The following is a 21,624-nucleotide window of genomic DNA, read 5'->3' on the forward strand; positions in this document are numbered from 1 at the left end:
GTCCAGGAGCGGCGCACGCCGACCGGCGGCGGACGGGTCGGTCGCGGGCGCCTTCGGGCGTCCGGACGGTCGCGGCGCGGGTGCCGGGCCCGCCGCCACGCGGGCGGCGGGACCAGCGTGTTCTCGTCGGTCATCGGGTCGGTTCCTCGGCTCGGGTGGTGACGCGGATCAGGTCGGCGAGGATCTCGGACGCGACGGCGGGATCGAGGTCGCCGAAGCGCAGGGACGTGGGCTCGGCGGGCGCGTGGCGGTCGGGGCGGAACGCGAGCCGGACGTCGGCGAGGTCCTGGAAGTCGGTCGCCCGGTCCGGGTCGCCGACGACGATCCCGGGGTCGAGGGACAGGACCACGTGGCGGTCCGGGCCGACCTCGCGGGAGATGCAGTGCTCGATGCCCACGTCCATCGGCGTGCCGCGCTCCCAGCCGCGCCGGGTCAGGGCCAGGAGGTCGCGGGTGGCGGCCCCCGCCCCCTCGAACCTGGGCAGCCGGCCGCCGTCGCGCTCGTCGGCGGTGAGCATGTGGATCGGACGGGCGAGTTGTTCGAACGGTTGCAGGATCTCGTAGTCGGCGAACAGGTCCGTCCACGCCTTCACTTCGTCGCCGAGGTGGACCGGGTGCGCGACCAGGATTTCGGCGGTTCCGGGGACGACGATCGTGTCGTCGGCGGCGGTCGCGAACGTCCCGTCCTCGGCCACGCGGAACGCCGGGCCGTCCTCCGCGACCCGCCAGACCAGGCGGCGGACCAGGTGGCCGACCAGGGGGTGGGCGACGAGGAACTCGCGGAACTCGGCGGCCGTCCGGCGGCGGCCGGTGACCATGGCCCGTTCGAGGCGGGCGAGCTGGTCGGACGCGATGGTCCGGACGTCCTTCTTGACGCCGGAGAAGTGCTTGTAGGCGGCGGGCGCGAGGTCCGGGTCGTCCTTGGCGGCGGGCTTCGGCAGCGACTTGCGGAGCTTGCCGTGCTCGTCGGTGACCGTCGGCCGGAGCACCTCGTCGAAGCCGACGACGAAGGCGCGCGGGCCGTAGTCGAGGGTGAGGGTGCCGTCCGCGTCCAGGCCGAAGTCGGGGACGAGACGGTCGGCGAGCTGGTCGGGGGTCAGTTCGAGTTCGGCGGCGAGTTCCCGGATCTTCTCCTGCGCGCGGGTCTTGAGGCCCTTGAACTTCACCCGCTGCGAGATCGAGTGCAGGTGCATGAGGGCGGTGTCGGTGCCGATCGCGGCGAGGACGTCCAGGCCGGTGACGGCCTTGGCGTGGCCGCCGTCGCCCGGCCACGCCCGGATCACCGGGGTGAGGCGGCGGACGGTGTCGTCGTCGCCGGTCAGCGCGAGCTGCGTCAGCGCCCACTTCTCCTTGGACGGCGCGCCGTTCGTCTCCCACCAGCGGAACAGCGCCCAGCCGAACTCCGCGAGGGAGGCCGGGTCGCACAGGTCGCGGACGATCGGCAGGCCCGCGTACTCGTCGTCCGGCTTCGACATCGCCAGCATGGTGAGGACGTGTCCCGCCGCGTCGTCCGGGAGCGCGTGCGTCCGGTCGCGCAGCAGGATCTGCGGGAGGGCGCGCGGGTCGGCCCACTCGACGGACGGGACGGTCTTCGGCAGGACGTCCACGGGATCGGTGGCCAGCAGCGCCTCGATCGCGGTCGCCGCCCGGTCGCCGTGGACGCGCGCCGCCTCGACGATCGGGGCGGGGTCGTGCCGTTCGGCGATCAGGCGCAGGGCGGCCTCGGCGGCGCGGCGGGCCGGGCCGGGCTTGCCGAGGGCGTCCGGGATCAGGGCGGGCGCGGCGGCCGTCCCGTGGCGGTCGAACCAGGCGCGGGCCGTCCGGCCGCCGCTCCGGAGACGGACGAGCCAGTCCGCCATCGTCCGCGCGAACTCGTCCGACAGGAGCGGCAGCGCGAACCGCCCGAGGGCGGCGGGGTCGCCGCGGACGAGGGACAGCGCGGGGTCGATCGCGTCGAGTTCGTGGCGCGCGATGAGCGGCGCCAGCCCCGTGTTCGCGCTCTCGTCACGGCCGTCGCCCGGGTCCCAGTTCGCCGGCAGGGGGCGGGCCAGGTCGTCCGGGCCCCTGAGGAACAGGAGCCACTCGCCGACGTGCCCGCCGACGTCCCCGTCCGAGAGCATCTTGGCGATACGGGCGAAATCGACGTTCTCCGCCCACCGGTCCCAGCGGTCGGCGTACCACGCCGCCCACTCCGCGCGCTCGCCCGGCGCCCAGGTGACCGCGCGGACGCCGGGCGCGGGCAGGTCCTCGACGACGACGGGCTTGGCCTTCGCCCGGGGACGGGTCCACGGCGGTTCGGTCAGGACGGGCGGCAGGCCGGCGGCGGGCACGGCCGGGACGCGCGTGTTCGCGGCGAGGATCTCGCGGATCTTCGCCCGCCGCCCGTCGTCCGGGAGGTCGCGCGCCACGTCGGCGGCGGTCCCGGGGTCGGCGCGGACGTGCGCGGACAGCACCTCGGCGGCCCGCGGGGCGTCCGAGGCGGGCAGCAGCCGCAGCGCCCGGACCGGGAAACGGCGGGACGCCTCCAGCAGCGCGGGGACGACCTCCGGCTCGCCGATCCGGTCGACGAGCGCCCGCAGCGCGTCGTCCACGGGCAGCCGGGCGAGGACCCCCAGGATCATCCGGAGCTCCTCGGTGTAGCCGTGGGACGAACCGTCCAAGGCGTCGACGAGCAGCGGCACGACGGCGTCGGCGCCGATGCCGTCGATCAGCGTCACGACGACGTCGTGGTCGCAGGCGTGGCCGAACGGCCGGTCGAGCGCGGCGGGCTGGTCCGGGCGGCCGAGCGCGCAGAACGCCAGGCGGATCGTCCAGTCGTACTCGAACGGGATCGTGCCGGGGCGGCACATGTCGTCCACCCAGTCTTCCCGGGTCGGCGCGAGGTAGGCGGCGACCACCTTCTGCAGCGGGGTCCGGCGGGCGCCGCCGACGAGTTCGACGGCCTCGGCGTAGACGTCGCCGGGGGCCGCGGCGAGGCGGGTCCGCATCGTCCGGGCGCTCCCCGGCGTCAGCCACCAGTCGGACAGCAGCTCGTCCGGGGCCTGGCGGCGCAGGGTGATCGACCGCAGCTCGGCGCGGTGCCGCGCGGTGCTCAGGCGCATCGGCAGTCCCTTGCCGCCGATGCTCGCCGGGTTGTCGGCCGCGATCCCGGCCCACTCGGCGAACGCGCGGGCGGCGAACGGGAGGCCGTGCTCGGCGACCAGCGCTTCGGTGAACACCTCGCTCGGCAAGGGGTCGTACCGCCACGGCCGCATCCCGTTCAGCGGCGCGGCGAGGTACGCGACCGCGACCGCGCCGAGCGGGTCCGGTTCGCCGCGCAGGTGGGCGCGGGCGGCGTCCACGATGTCGGGCGCGGCCTCCGGACGTGCGAGGACGTGGTCGATGTCGTCGCGGACGGCGTCCACGAGGGAGCGCACCCGACCGGCGGCGGACGGGTCGGTCGCGGGCGCCTTCGGGACGCCCGGGCGGTCGCGGCGCGGGTGCCGGGCCCGCCGCCACGCGGGCGGCGGCGCGGCCAGCGTGTTCTCGTCGGTCATCGGGTCGCTTCCTCGGTTCGGGCGGTGACGCGGGCGAGGTCGGCGAGCACTTCGGAGACGGCGACGGGGTCGAGGTCGCGGGTGGAGACCAGCCGGACGCGGCGGAAGATCTGGTCTTCGGGGTCGCCCACGGAGATGCCGGGGTCGAGGTCGATGACGACGCCGCACCCGGTCCCGGTGTGGGAGAACTCGTTCTCGATGCCCGCGTCCATCGGCGCGCCGCGCTCCCAGCCGCGCCGGACCAGGCCCAGCAGGTCGCCGACCGGAACCCACAGGCCCTCGAAGCGGGACAGGCGGCCGGTCTCGCGCTCGCCCTCGGTGAGCGCGAGGACGGGACGGGCGAGCTGCTCGAACGGCTGCATGATCTCGTAGTCGGCGAACACCTCCGACCACGCCTTCACCTCGTCGCCGAGGTGGAGCGGGTGGGCGGCACGGATCCCGGCGGTGTCGGCGACGGTGACGATCTCGTCGGCGGCGTCCGCGAACGTGCCGTCCTCGGCGACGCGGAACGACACGGCCGTCCCGTCCTCGCGCTCGGCCAGCCACACCAGGCGGCGGACCAGGTGCCCGACGAGCGGATGGCCCGAAAGGTGATCGCGGAACTCGGCGGCCGTCCAGCAGCGGCCGGTGACCATGGCCCGTTCGAGGCGCGCGAGCTGGTCGACCGCGACCGTCCGCACGTCCTTCTTCAGGCCCGAGAACCGCTTGTGGGCGGCGGGGGCCAGCTCGGGACCGTCCTTCGCCCCCGGCTTCGGGAGCGACTTGCGCGGCTTGCCGTCCTCGTCGTGATCGTCGGCCGGAGCACCTCGTCGAACCCGACGACGAACCGGCGCGTGCCGTAGTCGAGGGTGAGGGTGCCGGACGCGTCCAGGCCGAAGTCCGGGACGACGCGGTCGGCGAGCTGATCGGTGGTCAGTTCGAGTTCGGCCGCGACCTCCTGGATCTTCTCTCCCGCGCGGGTTTGGAGCGCCTTGGACTTCACCCGCTGCGCGATCGAGTGCAGGTGCATCAGCGCCGTCTCGGTGCCGATCGCGGCGAGGACCTCCAGACCCGTCACCGCCTTGGCCTGCCCGCCGTCGCCCGGCCACGCCCGGATCACCGGGGTGAGGCGCCGGACGGTGTCGTCGTCGCCGGTCAGCGCGAGCTGGGTGAGGCCCCAGTTCTCCTTGGGCGGCGCACCGCACGTCTCCCACCAGCGGAACAGCGCCCAGCCGAACTCCGCGAGCGACGCCGGGTCGCACAGGTCGCGGACGATCCGGACGCCCGCGTACTCATTGCCGGGCACCGACATCGCCAGCATGGTGAGGACGTGTCCCGCCGCGTCGTCCGGGAGCGCGTTCGTCCGGCCGCGCAGGAGGATCTGCGGGAGCGTACGCGGGTCCGCCCAGTCGACGGACGGAATGTTCTTGGGCAGGTCGTCGAGGGGATCTGCGGACAGGAGCGCCCCGATCCCGGCGGCGGCCTTGTCGCCGTGGACGCGCGCCGCCTCGACGATCGCGTCCCGTCCGTCCCGGCCGTCCCGGTCGGCGATCAGGCGCAGCGCCGCCTCGGCGGCGCGGCGGGCCGGGCCCGCCTTGCCCAGCGCGTCCGGGATCAGGGCGGGAGCCGCGGCCGTTCCGTGGCGGCGGAACCAGGCCCGGGCCGTCCTGCCCCCGGACTTGAGACGGACGAGCCACTCGGCCATCGTCCGCGCGATCTCATCGGACAGCAGCGGCAGCAGGTACTGCCCGAGGGCGGCCGGTTTGCGGCGGGCGAGGGACAGGGCGGGGTCGTGGGCGTCCACGCCGTGGCGCGCCACGAGAGCCGGGAGCCACTCGTGCACTTCGTGCAGGTCTCTGTAGGAGTCGCCCGGCTCCCAGCCCTTCAGCAGCGGGCGCACCAGCTCCTCGGGCCCCTTGAGGAACAGGGTGTTGCGGAAGACGGGCATTTCTCGCCCTCCCGCCGCGATGTTCGCCGCCAGCGCGGCGAAATCCATCGTCGCCGCGCGCGCGTCCCAGTGGGCGGACAGCCGGGCCGTCCAGGCGTCGCGCTCCCCCGGCCCCCAGGCGACCGCGCGGGTGCTGGGGGCGGGCAGGTCCTTGACGACGACGGGCTTGACCTTCGCGCGGGCGCGGGTCCACGGCGGTTCGGTCAGCAGCGGCGGCAGGTCGGCGGCGGGCGCCGACGGGACGCGCGTGTTCGCGGCGAGGATCTCGCGGATCTTCGCCCGTGCGTCGCCGTCCGGGAGGTTCCCGGCGACCTCCTCGGCGATGCCGGGGTTCGCGCGGACGTGCACCGACAGCAGTTCGGCGGCCCGCGGGGCGTCCGAGCCCGGCAGCAGCCGCATCGCGCGGACCGGGAAGCGGCGGGCGGCCGCCACGAGGCCGGGGAAGACCTCGGGCTCGTCGATCCCGTCGACGAGCGTCTGGAACGCCTCCTCCACGGGCAGCACGGCGAGGAACTCCACCACCAGCCGGACCGTTTCGGTGTAGCCCCACTTGGCGGCGGCCAGCAGCGGGACGACGGGCTCGGGACCGACTCCGTCGATCAGCGTCGCGAGGACCTCGCGGTCGAGGCGGTGGCCGCGATGCGAGCCGAATCTCGCGAGCTGGCCCGGCCGGCCCAGCGCGCAGAGCGCCATCCAGCCCGCCTGGTAGTTCCCCGGAGCCTCCTCGGGACGCGTGAACAGATCCTCCACCCAGTCCTCGCGGGTGGGCGCCAGGTAGGCGGCGACCAGCCGCTGCAGCATGTTGCGGCGGGCGCCCGCGAGGGCTTCGACGGTTTCGGCGTAGACGTCGTCGGGCGCGGCGGCGAGGCGGGCGCGCAGCGACCGGAGCCCGGCACGGCTGAGCTCCCAGTCGGTGCCCTGCTCCGCGGGGCCCCGGTGCCGGACGGTGATCGGCTTGTCCTTCTCGTGGGGCGGCGGGACGTCGGTCCTGACCGCGGCCCATTCCGTGACGGCGCGGGCCGCGAACGCGAGCCCGTGGTCGGCGACCAGGGCATCGGTGAACAGCCGGTCGGGCAGGGGGTCGGACCACCTGTGCAGCCGGTTCAGCGGGGCGGCGACGAGCAGGACCGCCGCCGCGCCGAGCGGGTCCGGTTCGCCGCGCAAGTGGGCGCGGGCGGCGTCCGCGATGTCGGGCGGGGTGTCCGGGAGGTCGAGGATCCGCTCGATGTCGTCGCGGACGTCGGCCACGAGCGAGCGGACCCGCTCGGCGGCGCCCTCGATCGGCTTGGGCGCCGCCGGGACGTCCGGGCGGTCGCGGCGCGGATGCCGGGCACGCCGCCAGGAATCGGGCGTGATCAGCGTGTTCTCGTCGGTCATCGGGTCGCTTCCTCGGCTCGGGCGGTGACGCGGGCGAGGTCGGCGAGCACTTCGGAGACGGTGACGGGGTCGAGGTCGTGTGTCGAGACCAGCCGGACGCGGCGGAAGATCTGGTCTTCGGGGTCGCCCACGACGATGCCGGGGTCGAGGTCGATGACGACGCCGCACCCGGTTCCGGGGTGGGAGAACTCGTTCTCGATGCCCGCGTCCATCGGAGCGCCGCGCTCCCAGCCGCGTCGGACCAGCCCGAGCAGGTCGCCGACGTTCACCTCCGCTCCCTCGAAGCGGGACAGGCGGCCGGTCTCGCGCTCGCCCTCGGTGAGCGCGAGGACGGGACGGGCGAGCTGCTCGAACGGCTGCAGGATCTCGTAGTCGGCGAACACCTCCGACCACGCCTTCACCTCGTCGCCCAGGTGCACCGGGTGGGCGACACGGACCCCGGCGGCGTCGGCGACGGTGACGATCTCGTCGGCGGCGTCCGCGAACGTGCCGTCCTCGGCGACGCGGAACGCCGGGCCGTCCTCCACGCGCCACACCAGGCGGCGGACCAGGTGGCCGACGAGGGGGTGCCCGGCGAGGAACTCGCGGAACTCGGCGAGCGGCCACCGGCGGCCGGTGACCATGGCTTGTTCGAGGCGGGCGAGCTGGTCGGACGCGATCGTGCGGACGTCCTTCTTCAGGCCCGCGAACCGCTTGGACGCGGCGGGCGCCAGCTCCGGGTCGTCCTTGGCGCCCGGCTTGGGCAGCGACTTGCGGAGCTTGCCGTCCTCGTCGGCGACCGTCGGCCGGAGCACCTCGTCGAAGCCGATGACGAAGGCGCGCGGGCCGTAGTCGAGGGTGAGCGTGCCGGACGCGTCGAGGCCCAGGTCGGGGACGACGCGGTCGGCGAGCTGGTCGGCGGTCAGTTCGAGTTCGGCCGCGACCTCCTGGATCTTCTCCTGCGCGCGGGTCTTGAGGCCCTTGAACTTCACCCGCTGCGCGATCGAGTTCAGGTGCATCAGCGCCGTCTCGGTGCCGATCGCGGCCAGGACGTCCAGGCCGACCACGGCCTTGGCATGGCCGCCGTCGCCCGGCCACGCCCGGATCACCGGGGTGAGGCGCCGGACGGTGTCGTCGTCGCCCGTCAGCGCGAGCTGGGTGAACGCCCAATTCTCCGTGGACGGCGCCCCGTGCGTCTCCCACCAGCGGAACAGCGCCCAGCCGAACTCCGCGAGCGACGCCGGGTCGCACAGGTCGCGGACGATCCGGACGCCCGCGTACTCGTCGCCGGGCACCGACATCGCCAGCATCGTCAGGACGTGCCCCGCCGCGTCGTCCGAAAGTGCACTCGTCCGATCGCGCAGGAGGATCTGCGGGAGCATGCGCGGGTCCGCCCAGTCGACGGACGGGATCTTCTTGGGCAGGTCGTCGAGGGGGTCGGCGGACAGGAGCGCCTCGATCCCGGCGGCGGCCTTGTCGCCGTGGACGCGCGCCGCCTCGACGATCGGGGCGGGATCGTGCCGGTCGGCGATCAGGCGCAGCGCCGCCTCGGCGGCGCGGCGGGCGGGGCCAGCCTTGCCCAGCGCGTCCGGGATCAGGGCCGGGGCGGCGGCCGTTCCGTGGCGGCGGAACCACGCGCGGGCCGTCCTGGCCCCGGCCTTCAGGCGGACGAGCCACTCGGCCATCGTCCGCGCGATCTCGTCCGACAGCAGCGGCACCAGGTACTGCCCGAGGGCCGCCGGCTGGCGGCGGGCGAGGAACAGGGCGGGGTCGTGGGCGTCGAGTCCGTGGCGCGCCACGAGCGCCGGGAGCCACTCGTTGACCTCGTAGAGATCATTGGGCTCCCAGCCCTTCAGCAGCGGGCGCGCGAGGTCTTCGGGGCCCTTGAGGAGCAGGGTGCTGCGGATGGCGATCACGGTGTTTCCGCCCGCCGCGAGGTCCGCCGCGAGCTCGGCGAAGTCCATGTCGCGGGCGCGCAGGTCCCAGAGGCGGGACAGGCGCGCCGTCCAGGCGTCGCGCTCCCCCGGCCCCCACGCGACCGCGCGTGTGCCGGGGGGGGGGCGGGCAGGTCCTTGACGACGACGGGCTTGACCTTCGCCCGGGCGCGGGTCCACGGCGGTTCGGTCAGCAGCGGCGGCAGGTCGGCGGCGGGCGCCGACGGGACGCGCGTGTTCGCGGCGAGGATCTCGCGGATCTTCGCCCGTGCGTCGCCGTCCGGGAGGTTCCCGGCGACCTCCTCGGCGATGCCGGGGTTCGCGCGGACGTGCACCGACAGCAGTTCGGCGGCCTGCGGGGCGTCCGAGCCCGGCAGCAGCCGCATCGCGCGGTTCGGGAACCGGCGCGCCGCCGCCGGCAGCGCGGGGACGAACCCGGGCTCGCCGATCCGGTCGACGAGCACCTGGAACGCCTCGTCCAGCGGCAGGGCGGCGAGGAACTCCACGGCCAGCCGGACGTCGTCGGTGGTTCTCCAGTACCGGCCGTCCAGCTCCTCCACCAGCATCGGGACGACGGCCTCGGGGCCGATGCCGTGGACGAGCGTCGCGACGGTCTCGCGGTCCATGGCGCCGGCGAACCGCCGTCCGTACGCCGCGGGCTGGTGCGGGCGGCCGAGCGCGCAGAACACCGGCCAGCCGCGGATGTGATCGAACGGGATCTCGCCGGGGCGCGCCCACAGGTCCTCGACCCAGTCCTCGCGGGTCGGCGCCAGGTAGGCGGCGACCACCTTCTGCAGGGGGCTGCGGCGGGCGCCGCCGATGAGCTCGATCGCCCCGGCGTAGACGTCGTCGGGCGCGCGCCGCCAGGCGGGTGCGCAGCGCCTTGCCGCTTTCCTGGGTCAGCCACCAGTCGCAGAGGGCCTCGGCGGGGTCCTGGCGGCGGACGGTGATCGCCCGCCGCTGCTCCGGGGTCGACGACACCGGGAAGCCGGTGGGCCGCCCGACGGCCGGGTTGTCGACCGCGATCCCCGCCCACTCCGTGTAGGCGCGGGCGGCGAACGCGACGCCGTGCTCGGCGGCCATCGCCTCGGTGAACAGCAGACCGGGTTTCGGGACGGACCAGTCCGACAGCAGGTTCAGCGGGGCGGCGACGAACGCGATCGCGGCCGCGCCGAGCGGGTCCGGTTCGCCGCGCAGGTGGGCGCGGGCGGCGTCCGCGACGTCCGGCGCGGTGCCCGGGAGGCCGAGGATGTGCTCGATGTCGTCGCGGACGCCCGCCACGAGCGAGCGCACCCGCTCGGCGGCGGCCAGGTCGGGCGCGGGCGCCTTCGGCACGTCCGGACGGTCGCGGCGCGGGTGCCGCGCGCGGACCCAGGAGTCCGGGACGATCAGGGTGTTCTCGTCGGTCATCGGTCGGTTCCGTTCGTGGGAGCGGTCAGGTGGAGGAGGTCGGCGAGGGCCTCGGACGCGGCGACGGGGTCGAGGTCGCGCGTGGAGCCGGAGCCGTCGGTCATCCGGACGCGGGTGAAGACCTGGTCCCCGTTGTCGAAGACGTCGCCGACGACGATGCCGGGGTCGAGGTCGATGGTGACGACGCAACCGGGTGCGACGCGGTAGAACTCCTGCTCGTGGCCCGCGTCCATCGGTGCGCCGCGTTCCCAGCCGCGCCGGGTGAGGCCGAGGAGCGCACCGACCTCGACCCTGCGGTCCTCGAACCGGGTCAGGCGCCCGGTCTCGCGCTCCTCGCCGGTGAGGGCGTGGACGGGACGGGCGAGCTGCTCGAACGGCTGCAGGATCTCGTAGTCGCCGAACAGCGCCGACCATGCCTCCAGCCCGTCGCCGAGGTGGACCGGGTGGGCGACGCGGACCTGCGCGGTGTCGGGGAGGACGATCGTGCCGTCGGCGGCGTCCGCGAACGTGCCGTCCTCCGCGCGCGGAACGACGCGGCCGTCCCGTCCTCATGCTCGGCGAGCCAGACCAGGCGGCGGACCAGGTGGCCGACGAGCGGGTGCCCGGCGAGGAACTCGCGGAATTCGGCGGCCGTCCGGCGGCGGCCGGTGAGCATGTCCTGTTCGAGGCGGGCGAGCTGGTCGGACGCGACCGTCCGCACGTCCTTCTTGAGCGTCGCGAACCGCTTGCGGGCGGCGGGGGCCAGCTCGGGGTCGTCGTTCGCGCCCGGCTTGGGGAGCGACTTGCGCCGTTTGCCGTCCGCATCGGCGACCGTCGGCCGGAGGTGCTCGTCGAAACCGATGAGGAAGGCGCGGGGACCGTAGTCGAGCGTGAGCGTGCCCGCCGCGTCCAGGCCGAATTCCGGGACGAGCCGGTCCGCGAGCCGCTCGGCGGACAGTTCGAGCTCGGCCGCCAGCTCCTCGATCCTGGCCTGCGCCTGCCCCTTGATGCCCTGGTACTTCACCCGCTGCGCGATGGAGTTCAGGTGCATCAGGGCCGTGTCGGTGCCGATCGCGGTCAGGACGTCCAGTCCGATGACCGCCTTGCCGTGCCCGTTGTCGCCCGGCCACGCCCGGATCACCGGGGTGAGGCGCCGGACGGTGCCGTCGTCGCCGGTCAGCGCGAGCTGCGCGATCGTCCACTTCTCGGCGAGCGGGGCTCCGGTGAACTCCCAGTGGCGGAACAGCGCCCACCCGAACTCGGCCAGCGACTCCGGGTCGCACAGGTCGCGCACGACCGGGACGCCCGGGTACACCTCGCCCGGCTTCGACATCGCCAGCATCGTCGTGACGTGCCGGACGGCGTCGTCCGGGAGCGCGCGCTTCCGGTCGCGGAGCAGGATCTGCGGCAGGACGCGCGGGTCGGCCCAGCCGACGTCCGGGACGTCCTCGGGCAGGACGTCGAGAGGGTCGGTGGCCAGCAGCGCCCCGATCGCCGCCGCCGCCCCGTCGCCGTGGACGCGCGCCGCCTCGACGATCGGGTCCGGGCCGTGGCCGGTCGGCGATCAGGCGGAGCGCCGCCTCGGCGGCGCGGCGGGCGGGGCCGGCCTTGCCCAGCGCGTCCGGGAGCAGGGACGGCGCGGCGGCGTGCCCGTGCCGGTCGAACCAGGCGCGGGCCGTGCGGCCCGCGGACTTGAGGCGGACGAGCCAGTCCGCCATCGTCCGCGCGAACTCGTCGGACAGCAGCGGCATCGCGTACGGCCCGAGCTTCGCCGGGTAGCGGCGGGCGAGGGCCAGCACGACGTCGTGGGCGTCCGCTCCGTGCCGCGCGGCGAGCGGCCCCAGCCACCCCGTCCAGTGGTCCTCGCCGTGGTCGTGGTCGTCGTCGACCGTCCAGCCCTCCAGCAGCGGGCGGACCAGATCGGCGGGGCCCCTGAGGAGCAGGGTCTGTTCGTGGAACCGCCCGTACCTGTCCTGCGCGCGGTACTTCGCCGCCGTCTCGGCGAAGTCCCTTCCGGCCGCCTGCCGGTCCCAGCGGGCGGTGTCCTCCTGCGCGGCCCAGGCGTCGCGTTCGCCCGGTGCCCAGCGGATCGCGCGGGTGCCGGGCAGGGGCAGGCCCTTGCGGACGACGGGCGCGGCCTTCTCGCGGGGACGGGTCCACGGCGGTTCGGTCAGCAGCGGCGGCAGGCCGGTGGCCTGCGGGAAACGCCGGAGGAGCGCCTCGACCGTCTTCCGGCGCCCGGCCGGGAGCTCGGGCGCGACGTTGGCGGCGACGTCCGGGGCGGCGCGGACGCGCGCGGCCAGCAGGTCGCGGCCCAGGGGCGCCGCGGAGGCCGACAGCAGCCGGATCGCGCGGGCCGGGAACTCGCGGGCGGCGTCCGGGAGGGTGCGGGCGGCGTCGGGATCGCCGATGCGGGCGAGGAGGGCCTGGAACGCCTCGTCCACGGGCAGCGAGGCGAGGACCCGCAAGATCAGCGAGTCGTCGGCGTACCGGCCTTGCAGCGCCTGCGTCAGCAGCGGAACGACGGCCGCGGGGCCGATCGCCTCGATGAGCGTCGCGATGCAGTCGGGCACGGCCTCGTAGTGACCGAACCGCAGGCCGGACGCGGCGGGCTGGTGCGGGCGGCCGAACGCGCAGAACAGCAGCCACCGGTTGCCGAAGCCGTACTCGCCGAGCCGTCCCGGGTTCGCGCACAGGTCCTCGACCCAGTCCTCCCTGGTCGGCAGCAGGTAGGAGGCGAGGGCCCGCTGCCAGTCGTGCCCGCGGGTGCCCTCCAGCCGCTTCCCGGCATCGGCGTACACGTCGTCGGGGGCGGCCGCCAGGCGGGTGCGCAGCGACCGGGCGACGTCCCGCCCGAAACCCTTGCTCTCGTACAGCTCGCCGGGGTTGCGGCGGCGCGGCCCGTACACGCCGCGGTGCGCCGGGCCGGCGCCCACGAGCCCGGCCAGTTCCGTGAAGGCGTGCGCGGCGAACGCGACGCCGTGCTCGGCGACCAGCGCGTCGGCGAACGGGAAATCGGGCCGGGGCTCGGCCCACTCCCTCGACCCGCCCATCGAGGCGGCGATGTGCCAGAGGGCCGCCGCCCCGAGCGGGTCCTGCTCGCCGCGCAGGCACGCGCGGGCGGCCGCCGCGACGTCGGGCGCGGTGCCCGAAAGGTCCAGGACGGTCTCGATGTCGGCACGGACGGAGGCCACGAAGGCGCGCGCTTTCTCGGGCGCGGACGGGTCGGTCGCGGGGGGCTCCGGAACGCCCGGACGGTCGCGGCGCGGGTGCCGGGCGCGCAGCCAGTCGTCCGGCATGACCAGCGTGTTCTCGTCCGGCCCCGTGGATTCGATCATGAAGACGTACCGTACGGGAGAACACCGACAAAGCCGCCGGAAACCGATCAATCCAGGTTGTGCATGTCCCGCTCGACGCGTTCGGCGGCCTTGCGCGCGGCGATCAGCACCGGGTCCCAGACGGGCGCGAACGGCGGCGCGTAGGCGAGGTCGAGGCCCGTCATCTCCTCGACCGTCATCCCGTTCCAGAGCATCACCGCCAGGCCGTCCACCCGCTTCGCGGCGCCCTCCTCGCCGACGATCTGCGCGCCGAGCAGCCGTCCCGAGCGGCGCTCGACGACCAGCTTGGTCGTCATGCGGGTCGCGCCCGGGTGGTAGCCGGCGCGGGTCGTGGACTCGACCGCGACGCTCAGCGTCGCGAACCCGGCGGCGGCCGCCTCCCGCTCGTTCAGCCCGGTGCGCGCCACCTCCGCGCTGCAGATCTTGGAGATGGCGGTGCCGACGACTCCGGGGAACGTCGCGTAGCCGCCGCCGAGGTTGATCCCGGCGACCCGGCCCTGCTTGTTCGCGTGGGTGCCGAGCGGGATCGCGACGGGCCCGCCCGACACCAGGTGGCGGGTCTCCACGCAGTCGCCCGCCGCCCACACGCGCTCGGTGCGGGTCCGCATCCGGCGGTCGGTGACGACGCCGCCGGTCGGGCCCACCTCGATCCCGGCGTCGCGCGCCAGCCCGCTGCCCGGCCGCACGCCCAGGCCGAGGACGACGATGTCGGCCGGGAACGTCCGGCTCTCGGTGCGGACGGCCGTGACGCGCCCGTCCGCGCCGGTGTCGAAGCCCGCGACCGGTTCGCCCAGGTGCAGGTCGACGCCGACGCCGCGATCGCGTCCGCGACCAGCGCGCCCATGTCCGGGTCGAGGGTGGTCATCGGCTGCTCCGCCGCGTCGACGAGGGTGACGTGCAGGCCGCGCATCACCATCGCCTCGGCCATCTCCAGGCCGATGTAGCCGCCGCCCACGACGACCGCGCGGCGCGGCGCGTCCGCCTCCAGCGCGCGGTGGATCGCGATGCCGTCGTCGAGCGTCTGCACGCCGTGCACGCCGCGGGCGTCCGCGCCCGGCAGCGGCGGGCGCACCGGCACCGCGCCCGTCGCGATCACCAGATGGTCGTAGGGCTCCCACGTTTCCGCACCGGACGCGACGTCGCGGACGCGCACCCGCCCGTCCGCCGTGTCGATCTCGACGGCCTCGGTGCGGAGCCGCAGATCGATGTCGCGGTCGCGGAACTCCTCGGGCGTCCGGGCGACGAGCCGGTCCGCGCCGTCCACGACCCCGCCCACGTAGTACGGGATACCGCACGCCGAGTAGGACGCGTTGCGGCCCCGTTCCAGCGCGACGATCTCCAGGTCGGACGCGTCGCGGCGGCGGCGCGCCTGGGACGCGGCGCTCATCCCGGCGGCGTCCCCGCCGATCACGAGCAGGCGTTCCCGTCCGGTCATGGTCCGTCCCCTCCCGTACCCGGTGATCGTTTTCCGAGGGTATCGGTGGTTCAGAGGCCGTAGACCCGCTCCGCGTTGCCGCGGGTGATCAGCTCGGCGACGCGGCGCGCGTCCCCGGCCGTCCAGGCGCCGTCGTCGGCTCCCCCGCCGAGCTGCCCCGCGAGCGCCCGCCGGAACAGCAGCGCCCCCAGGTAGTACAGCTCGGCGAGCCCGTAGGCGTCGGACGAGTAGAGCACCTTCCCGAACGGCGCCAGCTCCAGCAGCTCGCACAGCAGCACGTGCGCGCGGTGCCCGAGGTTGTTCATCGCGAGACCGGCGTCCACGTACACGTTCGGCAGGACCTGCGCCAGGTAGCCCGCGTTGCGGTGGAACGGGTAGTTGTGCAGCAGCATCGCCGGGACGCCCGCGTCGTTCATCGCCCGCAGCAGCTCGATCAGCAGCAGCGGATCGCCGCGGCGCAGGTCGGCGTCCAGGTCCCCGTACCCGACGTGGAACTGGACGGGCAGCCCCGCGTCCACCGCGCACCACACCAGGAACCGGTGCAGCGGTTCCTCACGGGCGCGCGGCTCCAGATGCCGCATCAGCCGTCCGGCGGCCGCCGCGACCTCCGCCTCCGACGGCCGGTGCCCCGGCATCTCCAGCCCCGCCCGGTACGCGGCGATCGACTTCGCGGCGACCACGGACGGGGCGCGCGCCTCGATCCGCGAGCGGACCTCGGCCGCGAACCCGGACGCGTCCACGCCCTCCGCCGCGACCTGCTCGGCGACCGACTCCAGCCGCAGCACCTCGTGCGCGTCCGCCCCCGCCAGCTCCCCCACCGCCGCCGGGCCGAGGAGCCGTTCCGGGGCGTGCCCCGTGTCGACGCACAGGGCCCGCAGGCCGGACGCCGCGAGGAACCGGCGGTTCACCTCGGCGGCGCCCAGGTCGGCGCGGCGCTCCAGATAGTCGTCCGGCTCGGCGTGCGCGTCCAGGTCCAGGACGGGCGGGCACCAGCGGCGCAGCGCGAACCCGATCTGCGAGTCGAACAGGGACACGCCCGGCGGGCCGCCCGCGTCCGACTCGGTCAGCGCCGCCTCGAACGCCGCCCGGTCCAGGTCCGCGTCGAACACCCCGTGGCAGTGGTGATCGACGAGCGGCAGCGACTCCAGGTATTCCAGCACGGCCCGGTTCCTCCCACGCGACATGTCCCGTCAGCAGGCCATTCCCCGGAAACGGCGGGAAGATGTTCCTACGATACGGAGGGGACCGATCACGCTCCGCCGTCCCGCGCACCACCGTCGTGACCACCGGACCCGGGAGACCGAAACGTGGACCAGATCCCAGCGACCCTCGGCGGCAACGACCGCGCCCAGATGGGCGCGCGGGCCGCCGAGACCGCCCGCCGGCTCACCGGCCAGGACGTCGTCGCCGTCGCCTTGACCTGGGTGGACGTCAGCGGGATCACGCGCACCAAGACCGTCCCGATCAACCGGCTCGAACACGCCGCCGCCTGGGGCGTCGGGATGTCGCCGCTGTTCGACGTGTTCCTGCTGGACGACACGATCGTCTCCGGGCGGCACATCGGCGGGCCCGTCGGCGACCTGCGGCTGCACCCCGTGCTGGACCGCGTCGTGCCGTTCGCCGCACTGCCCGGCTGGGCGCACGCCCCCGCCGTCCGGTTCGCGCAGGACGGCGCCGTCCACCCGCTGGACGCGCGCGCCCTGCTCTACCGGGAGACCGTCCGGCTCGGCGAGGAGGGCTGGGAGGCGCGGGCCGCGTTCGAGATCGAATGGGCGGTGTCGGCCGGGGACGGCGACGCGTTCGTCCCGGCGGCGCGCGGGCCCGCGTACGGGATGGCGCGGATCAGCGAACTGGCCCCCTACCTGCGGGAACTGCTGACCGACCTCGCGCAGACCGGCGTGACCGTCCTGCAGTTGCACCCCGAGTACGCCGCCGGCCAGTTCGAGATCTCCGTCGCCGCCGAGGACCCGATCGGCGCCGCCGACACCGCCGTCCTGGTGCGCGAGACCGTCCGGGCGGTGACGCTCCGGCACGGGATGCGGGCGTCCTTCTCCCCGAAGGTCGAGGCGGACACGGTCGGCAACGGCGGGCACGTCCACCTCAGCCTGTGGCGGCGCGACGTCGTCAACGGGCCCGCGAACGCGATGGCGGGCGGCGCCGGGCCCTGCGGGATGAGCGCCTACGGGGAGGCGTTCGCCGCCGGGATCCTGCGGCGGCTGCCCGCCCTGCTCGCCATCGGGGCGCCCGCCGTCGCCAGCTACCTGCGGCTGACCCCGTCCCACTGGGCGGGCGCGTACGCGTGCTGGGGGCCGGAGAACCGCGAGGCCGCGCTGCGGTTCGTCAGCGGCGTGCAGGGCGAGCGCGACCAGGCCGCGAACCTGGAGATCAAGTGCTTCGACCCCGCCGCCAACCCGTACCTGGCGCTCGCCGCGCTGCTGGCCGCCGGACGGGACGGCCTCGCCGCGGGGCTCACGCTGCCCGAACCCGTCGGCGTCGACCCCGCGACCCTCGACGACGGCGAGCGCACCGCGCGCGGGATCGCGCCCCTGCCGTCGTCCCTCGACGCGGCCGTCGCGGTGTTCGAGGCGGACGACGTCCTGCGGGACGCGCTCGGCGAGGCGGTCGTCGACACCGTCGCGACCGTCCGGCGCGGCGAGGCCGAACTGCTCGCGGACGCCACCCCCGAGGAGGTCGCCGCCGCCACCCGCTGGCGGCACTGACCGGCCCGGACGGCGCGGCGGGGACCGGGCGGTTGAAGCGGGCCTGCGCGGGCACACGTGATCCGTACGGCTCCGCTCGCCCTTGCTCCGAGCGGAGCCCGTACGGCCGCACCGCACATCCGAACACCGCACATCCGACCCGTCCACGGACCCGACCGACCCCGGCTCACCGATGCCCTTCCCGTTCACCCGCCGGGCGGACCGCACCGGACGCTCGCCCTTCGGCGTCGCGACCGAGGTGCGGTCCACCGTGTACCGCATCGCCCGGCTGACGATCACCGCGACGGTGGCGTACCTGCTCGGGCTGCACCTGCTGCCCGCGGGCGGGCCGCCGCCGCTGCTGTCGCCGCTGACCGCGCTGCTGGTCACCCAGTACTCGGTGTACGACACGATCCGCGCCGGGATCCTGCGGGTCGGCGCGGTCACCTCCGGCGTGCTCGTCGCCGTGATGTTCGCCGAGACCATCGGGTTCACCTGGTGGACGCTCGGCCTCGCGATCCTCGCCGCGCTGTCCATCGGGTACGCGCTGCGGCTGCGCGAGCACGTCCTGGAGGCGGCGATCAGCGCGATGCTGATCTTCGCGCTGGGCGCCTCCAGCGAATCGGGGGCGTTCGCCCGCGTCATGGAGACCCTCGTCGGCGCCGCCACCGGCCTCGTCGCCGGGTTCCTCGTCCCGTCCGTGCGGGTCCGGCCCGCCGAGGAGGCCGTCGCCGACATCTCCGAACGGCTCCGCGAGCTGATCTCCCGCATCGCCGACGGGCTGCGCGGCGAACGCGCCCCCGGCGAGGCCGTCCACTGGCAGCAGGAGACCGAGCGGCTCGCCCGCGACCTCGCCCGCACCGACCAGGCGCTCGGCGCCGCCGAGCAGAGCGTCAAGCTCAACCCGCGCGCCTGGCGCATCGTCGACGCGGGCGTCGCGCTGCGCAACGCCATGGAGACCATGGAGCACTTCACCCTCACCCTGCGCGGCCTCACCCGCTCCCTCGTCGACGACGAGCGGCTCGGCCGGCACGGCCGGCTGCTCACCGACCCGGTGCTGCGGCCCCGGCTCGCCGACGCGCTCGCCGGGGTCGCCGACGGCGTCGCCGCCTACGGGCGCCTCGCACGCTCCGACCTGGACCGCCGCGCCCGTCCGTTCAAGGCCGAGCAGGAACTGGAGGTGCGGGTCGACATCGCCCGCGAACGGCGCGCCCGGCTCGCGGCGGAACTCCACGAACGGGCCGCCGCCGGGGACCTGTGGCCGCTGTACGGGGAGATCTCGATGGACGTCGACCGGCTCGTCGAGCAGCTCCGCGTCGAGCACCGCGCCCGCGCCCGCGAACAGTGGCGGCGGCACCGCGGGACGGCCCGGCACCTGCCCGAACGCCCCGCCAAGGTCGTCCGGCGGGCCGGCTCGCAACTGCGCCGCGCCGCCGGGTCCGCGGCGGCCGCCGCCGAACAGCACGCGGAGGAGACCGACGAGGAACTGCGGCCGCGCCGCCGCCCGCCGGGCGCCTGAGCCCGGCGGGCTCGCGGGCGTTCGCCGGGGCGCCGGGGTTCAGCGGACCTCGGTGATGCGGCACTCGATGCCCGCCGACCCCACCGGCGCCTGCGCCGGAGTCGTGCCGCCGAACGTCGTGGTGCCGCTGACCTCGAACGTCTGCAGTGCCAGCCGCTGCTTCGTCGCGGTGTCGAGCACCTCCACGGTCACCTCGAACCGGGACGATTCACCCCGGATGGTGCCGTCGATCGTGACCGTCCCGGAGTCACCCGAGGAATTCACCCGGCAATCGACCTGCGCCTCGTAGGTCTTGTGGCCGAGCTTCGGGACGCCCTCCTCCGACGATCCGGGACCGAGCAGGCGCAGCGCGACGAGCACGGCGACGGCGACCGAGAGGACCGCGACGACGATGAGCGCCGTCCTGAAGTTGCGGGGACCGCCGCCGCCGGGACGGTCGTCCGCCAGCGTCCACTCGTGCGTCGGCATGCAACCTCACTCGGCTCGTCCAGGGCACGCATATCCACCCCGACCCGGACATGCGAGACCGGAGTTTATAGGGAAACGCGACCATGATCGTTGACGGGGCCGTCGCGGTGGTCACCGGAGATGCAGGCGCCGGGCCGGAACCCGGCCGCCCCACCGGACGGCGGGCGGCGTCTCCCCCCGGCATCGGCCGGAGCACCTGGCCCGAGCCTGGCCGACCCGCCGGATGGCGGGTAGAATCCGCCGACCGGCGGTCGATCCCGCGATACTCGCCCGGCGATGATCGTGACGCCGATCACATCACAGCCTGGAGTCGACGATGACCATCGACAGCCCCGCCGGACCGCCCCCGCCGTTCGACCCCGAACTCGCCCCCGCGCTGCGGATCATCAACGAGCATCTCGCCCCCGACGCCCTCGCCGACCCGGGCACCCTCGAAACGATGCGCGACGCCGCCGCGCTCATGGCCCCGCCCACGGACGAGACGCTGTCGCGCGACGGCGCCTTCACCATCGAGGAACGCGCCGTGCCCGGCCCCGAGGGCGCACCGGACGTGAGCCTGCTGATCTGCCGTCCGTCCGCGCCCGCCCCGACCCCGGCGCTCTACCACACGCACGGCGGCGGCATGGTCATCGGCAACAACCGCATGGGCGTGACCGAGATGCTCGACCTCGCCGCGGACGTCGGCGCGGCCGTGATCTCCGTCGAGTACCGGCTCGCGCCCGGCACGCCGCACCCCGGGCCCGTCGAGGACTGCTACGCCGGGCTGCGCTGGACGGCCGAGCACGCCGCCGAACTCGGCATCGACCCCGGCCGCATCATCGTCGGCGGCGCCAGCGCCGGCGGCGGGCTCGCCGCCGCGCTCGCCTCATGGCCCGCGACCGCGGCGGCCCCGACCTGTTCGGGCAACTGCTGATGTGCCCGATGCTCGACGACCGCAACGACACCCCGTCGGCGGTCCAGATGGCCGGGCTCGGCGTGTGGGACCGCGCGTCCAACCACACCGGCTGGACGGCCCTGCTCGGCGACGCGCGCGGCACCGCCGCCGTCTCCCCGTACGCCGCGCCCGCCCGCGCCGAGGACCTGTCGGGGCTGCCGCCCGCGTTCATCGACGTCGGCTCCGCCGAAACCTTCCGGGACGAGGACGTCGCCTACGCCGCACGCCTGTGGCAGGCGGGCGGACGCGCCGAACTGCACGTCTGGCCGGGCGGCTTCCACGGGTTCGACATGATGGCCCCGCACGCGGCGATCTCGCAGGAGGCCCGCGCGGCCCGCCTGCACTGGCTGCGCAGGCTCCTGGCGGCATGACGCGCCCATGAGGGACCTGACGGTGCGGCTCGACGCGCTGGACCCGCAGGCGGGTGCGGCGCTCCGCGTCATCGCGTACTTCGACGACCTCACGGCCCACGGCGCGACTCTGCAGGCGATCGTCCGGGGCGCCGCGGTGCTTACCGCGGGCCCCGCCGCGCTCGTCGACGACGCCCGGCGCGTCCGGATCCGGGTCGACGCGCAGGGCCGCGCCGGGAGCCCCCGCCGAAACCCCCGACCCCGCGTGGCCGAGCGTGCCCGTGGGTCGGCGGTGCTGTGGCTCGAACACCCCGGTCCGGCCCGTATCGACGCGATGGTGCTCGAACGGGCGCCGCCGCGGCCGCCGCCGTCCTCGACCGGACCCGCGGCCGCGCGGGACCCCACGAAGTCGCCTCGGTCGAAACGCTCCTCGACCCTGCGGCGTCCCCGCAGGCCCGCGCGGCCGCGGCCCACCGCCTCGGGATCCGCGAGCCCGCACGTGTCCGGGCCGTGGCCTTGCACGGCGGGGGCGCACTGATCCGCGACGCCGCCCACGAAGCCGATGGCTCCGCGAGCGCCCCGCCCGCCCGTCCCGTCTCCAACGCACCCACGCGTGCCGCCCCCCGCCGGGCCCCCCGCCCGCCCGACCGCCCCGATGGCCGGACGCTCAGCGGGCGAACACGCGGCGGCGAAGCCCGGGACGAACGCGCAACCGCCGAAGGCCGGACCGACCGCACCCG

At 75.3% G+C, this 21,624-nt stretch carries 13 protein-coding genes and 5 pseudogenes; 5 read left to right on the forward strand and 13 right to left on the reverse strand.

Annotated elements, in window-relative coordinates; genetic code table 11:
* Positions 1 to 130 precede the first annotated feature (130 nt).
* The 8 genes and pseudogenes from BJF79_RS07665 to BJF79_RS66615 form a co-directional block, all read right to left on the reverse strand.
* Positions 131 to 3,535 (reverse strand): DUF4132 domain-containing protein, encoded by a 3,405-nt coding sequence (locus BJF79_RS07665; RefSeq protein WP_075895799.1) that lies wholly within the window; start codon positions 3,533 to 3,535, stop codon positions 131 to 133.
* Positions 3,532 to 4,260 (reverse strand): DUF4132 domain-containing protein, encoded by a 729-nt coding sequence (locus tag BJF79_RS50630; RefSeq protein WP_262401676.1) that lies wholly within the window; start codon positions 4,258 to 4,260, stop codon positions 3,532 to 3,534. The genes BJF79_RS07665 and BJF79_RS50630 overlap by 4 nt, the downstream gene beginning before the upstream one ends.
* Positions 4,224 to 6,839, reverse strand: coding sequence for a hypothetical protein (locus BJF79_RS58835; RefSeq protein ID WP_262401672.1), 2,616 nt, complete (start codon positions 6,837 to 6,839; stop codon positions 4,224 to 4,226). The genes BJF79_RS50630 and BJF79_RS58835 overlap by 37 nt, the downstream gene beginning before the upstream one ends.
* Positions 6,836 to 8,782, reverse strand: coding sequence for a DUF4132 domain-containing protein (locus tag BJF79_RS55190; RefSeq protein WP_075895801.1), 1,947 nt, complete (start codon positions 8,780 to 8,782; stop codon positions 6,836 to 6,838). Before BJF79_RS55190 ends, BJF79_RS58835 begins: the two co-directional genes overlap by 4 nt.
* Positions 8,731 to 9,540 carry a hypothetical protein gene (locus tag BJF79_RS55195; protein WP_075895803.1) on the reverse strand — a complete coding sequence of 270 codons (810 nt, stop codon included), beginning with the start codon at positions 9,538 to 9,540 and terminating at the stop codon, positions 8,731 to 8,733. The genes BJF79_RS55190 and BJF79_RS55195 overlap by 52 nt, the downstream gene beginning before the upstream one ends.
* A 618-nt stretch (positions 9,541 to 10,158) precedes the next feature.
* The gene (locus tag BJF79_RS57085; protein WP_187356972.1) at positions 10,159 to 10,395 is read right to left on the reverse strand and encodes a hypothetical protein; all 237 of its coding nucleotides are present in this window, start codon (positions 10,393 to 10,395) and stop codon (positions 10,159 to 10,161) included.
* Positions 10,396 to 10,422: 27 nt separating this feature from the next.
* A pseudogene (locus BJF79_RS66610) lies at positions 10,423 to 10,668 on the reverse strand (DUF4132 domain-containing protein); the annotation flags it as partial.
* A gap of 74 nt (positions 10,669 to 10,742) precedes the next feature.
* Positions 10,743 to 11,483, reverse strand: a pseudogene (locus tag BJF79_RS66615) (DUF4132 domain-containing protein); the annotation flags it as partial.
* 776 nt (positions 11,484 to 12,259) lie between these two features.
* Between BJF79_RS66615 and BJF79_RS66620 the strand changes: the two are divergent.
* Entirely contained in the window at positions 12,260 to 12,724 is a 465-nt protein-coding gene (locus tag BJF79_RS66620; RefSeq protein WP_143219766.1) for a hypothetical protein, read from the forward strand.
* Between the two features lie 802 nt (positions 12,725 to 13,526).
* On the opposite strand, the gene BJF79_RS58845 is transcribed toward BJF79_RS66620, so the two are convergent.
* The 4 genes and pseudogenes from BJF79_RS58845 to BJF79_RS07695 all read right to left on the reverse strand — a co-directional run bounded on the left by BJF79_RS58845 (position 13,527) and on the right by BJF79_RS07695 (position 16,074).
* Positions 13,527 to 13,886, reverse strand: a complete 360-nt coding sequence (locus BJF79_RS58845; RefSeq protein WP_262401677.1) for a hypothetical protein — start codon at positions 13,884 to 13,886, stop codon at positions 13,527 to 13,529.
* A gap of 186 nt (positions 13,887 to 14,072) precedes the next feature.
* Positions 14,073 to 14,279: pseudogene (locus BJF79_RS58850) on the reverse strand (FAD-dependent oxidoreductase); the annotation flags it as partial.
* A gap of 74 nt (positions 14,280 to 14,353) precedes the next feature.
* Positions 14,354 to 14,914 (reverse strand): annotated as a pseudogene (locus BJF79_RS58855) (FAD/NAD(P)-binding oxidoreductase); the annotation flags it as partial.
* 50 nt (positions 14,915 to 14,964) lie between these two features.
* Positions 14,965 to 16,074: an amidohydrolase family protein gene (locus tag BJF79_RS07695; protein ID WP_262401674.1), complete on the reverse strand. Its 1,110-nt coding sequence runs from the start codon at positions 16,072 to 16,074 to the stop codon at positions 14,965 to 14,967.
* A gap of 147 nt (positions 16,075 to 16,221) precedes the next feature.
* On the opposite strand from BJF79_RS07695, the gene BJF79_RS07700 reads away from it, so the two are divergent.
* Positions 16,222 to 17,634, forward strand: a complete 1,413-nt coding sequence (locus BJF79_RS07700) for a glutamine synthetase family protein (RefSeq protein WP_262401675.1) — start codon at positions 16,222 to 16,224, stop codon at positions 17,632 to 17,634.
* A gap of 172 nt (positions 17,635 to 17,806) precedes the next feature.
* On the forward strand, positions 17,807 to 19,132 hold the full coding sequence (locus BJF79_RS07705) for an FUSC family protein (protein WP_075895807.1): 1,326 nt from the start codon (positions 17,807 to 17,809) through the stop codon (positions 19,130 to 19,132).
* A gap of 39 nt (positions 19,133 to 19,171) precedes the next feature.
* Here BJF79_RS07705 and BJF79_RS07710 read toward each other — a convergent pair whose 3' ends face one another.
* Complete coding sequence (locus BJF79_RS07710; RefSeq protein WP_075895809.1) at positions 19,172 to 19,600, reverse strand: hypothetical protein; 429 nt, start codon at positions 19,598 to 19,600, stop codon at positions 19,172 to 19,174.
* Between the two features lie 316 nt (positions 19,601 to 19,916).
* Here BJF79_RS07710 and BJF79_RS07715 point away from each other — a divergent pair.
* Both BJF79_RS07715 and BJF79_RS07720 read left to right on the forward strand, forming a co-directional pair.
* A pseudogene (locus tag BJF79_RS07715) lies at positions 19,917 to 20,905 on the forward strand (alpha/beta hydrolase).
* 7 nt (positions 20,906 to 20,912) lie between these two features.
* Complete coding sequence (locus BJF79_RS07720; RefSeq protein ID WP_075895811.1) at positions 20,913 to 21,422, forward strand: hypothetical protein; 510 nt, start codon at positions 20,913 to 20,915, stop codon at positions 21,420 to 21,422.
* Positions 21,423 to 21,624: the final 202 nt, after the last annotated feature.

The sequence above is a fragment of the Actinomadura sp. CNU-125 genome, assembly GCF_001942465.1.
Lineage (GTDB): Bacteria > Actinomycetota > Actinomycetes > Streptosporangiales > Streptosporangiaceae > Spirillospora.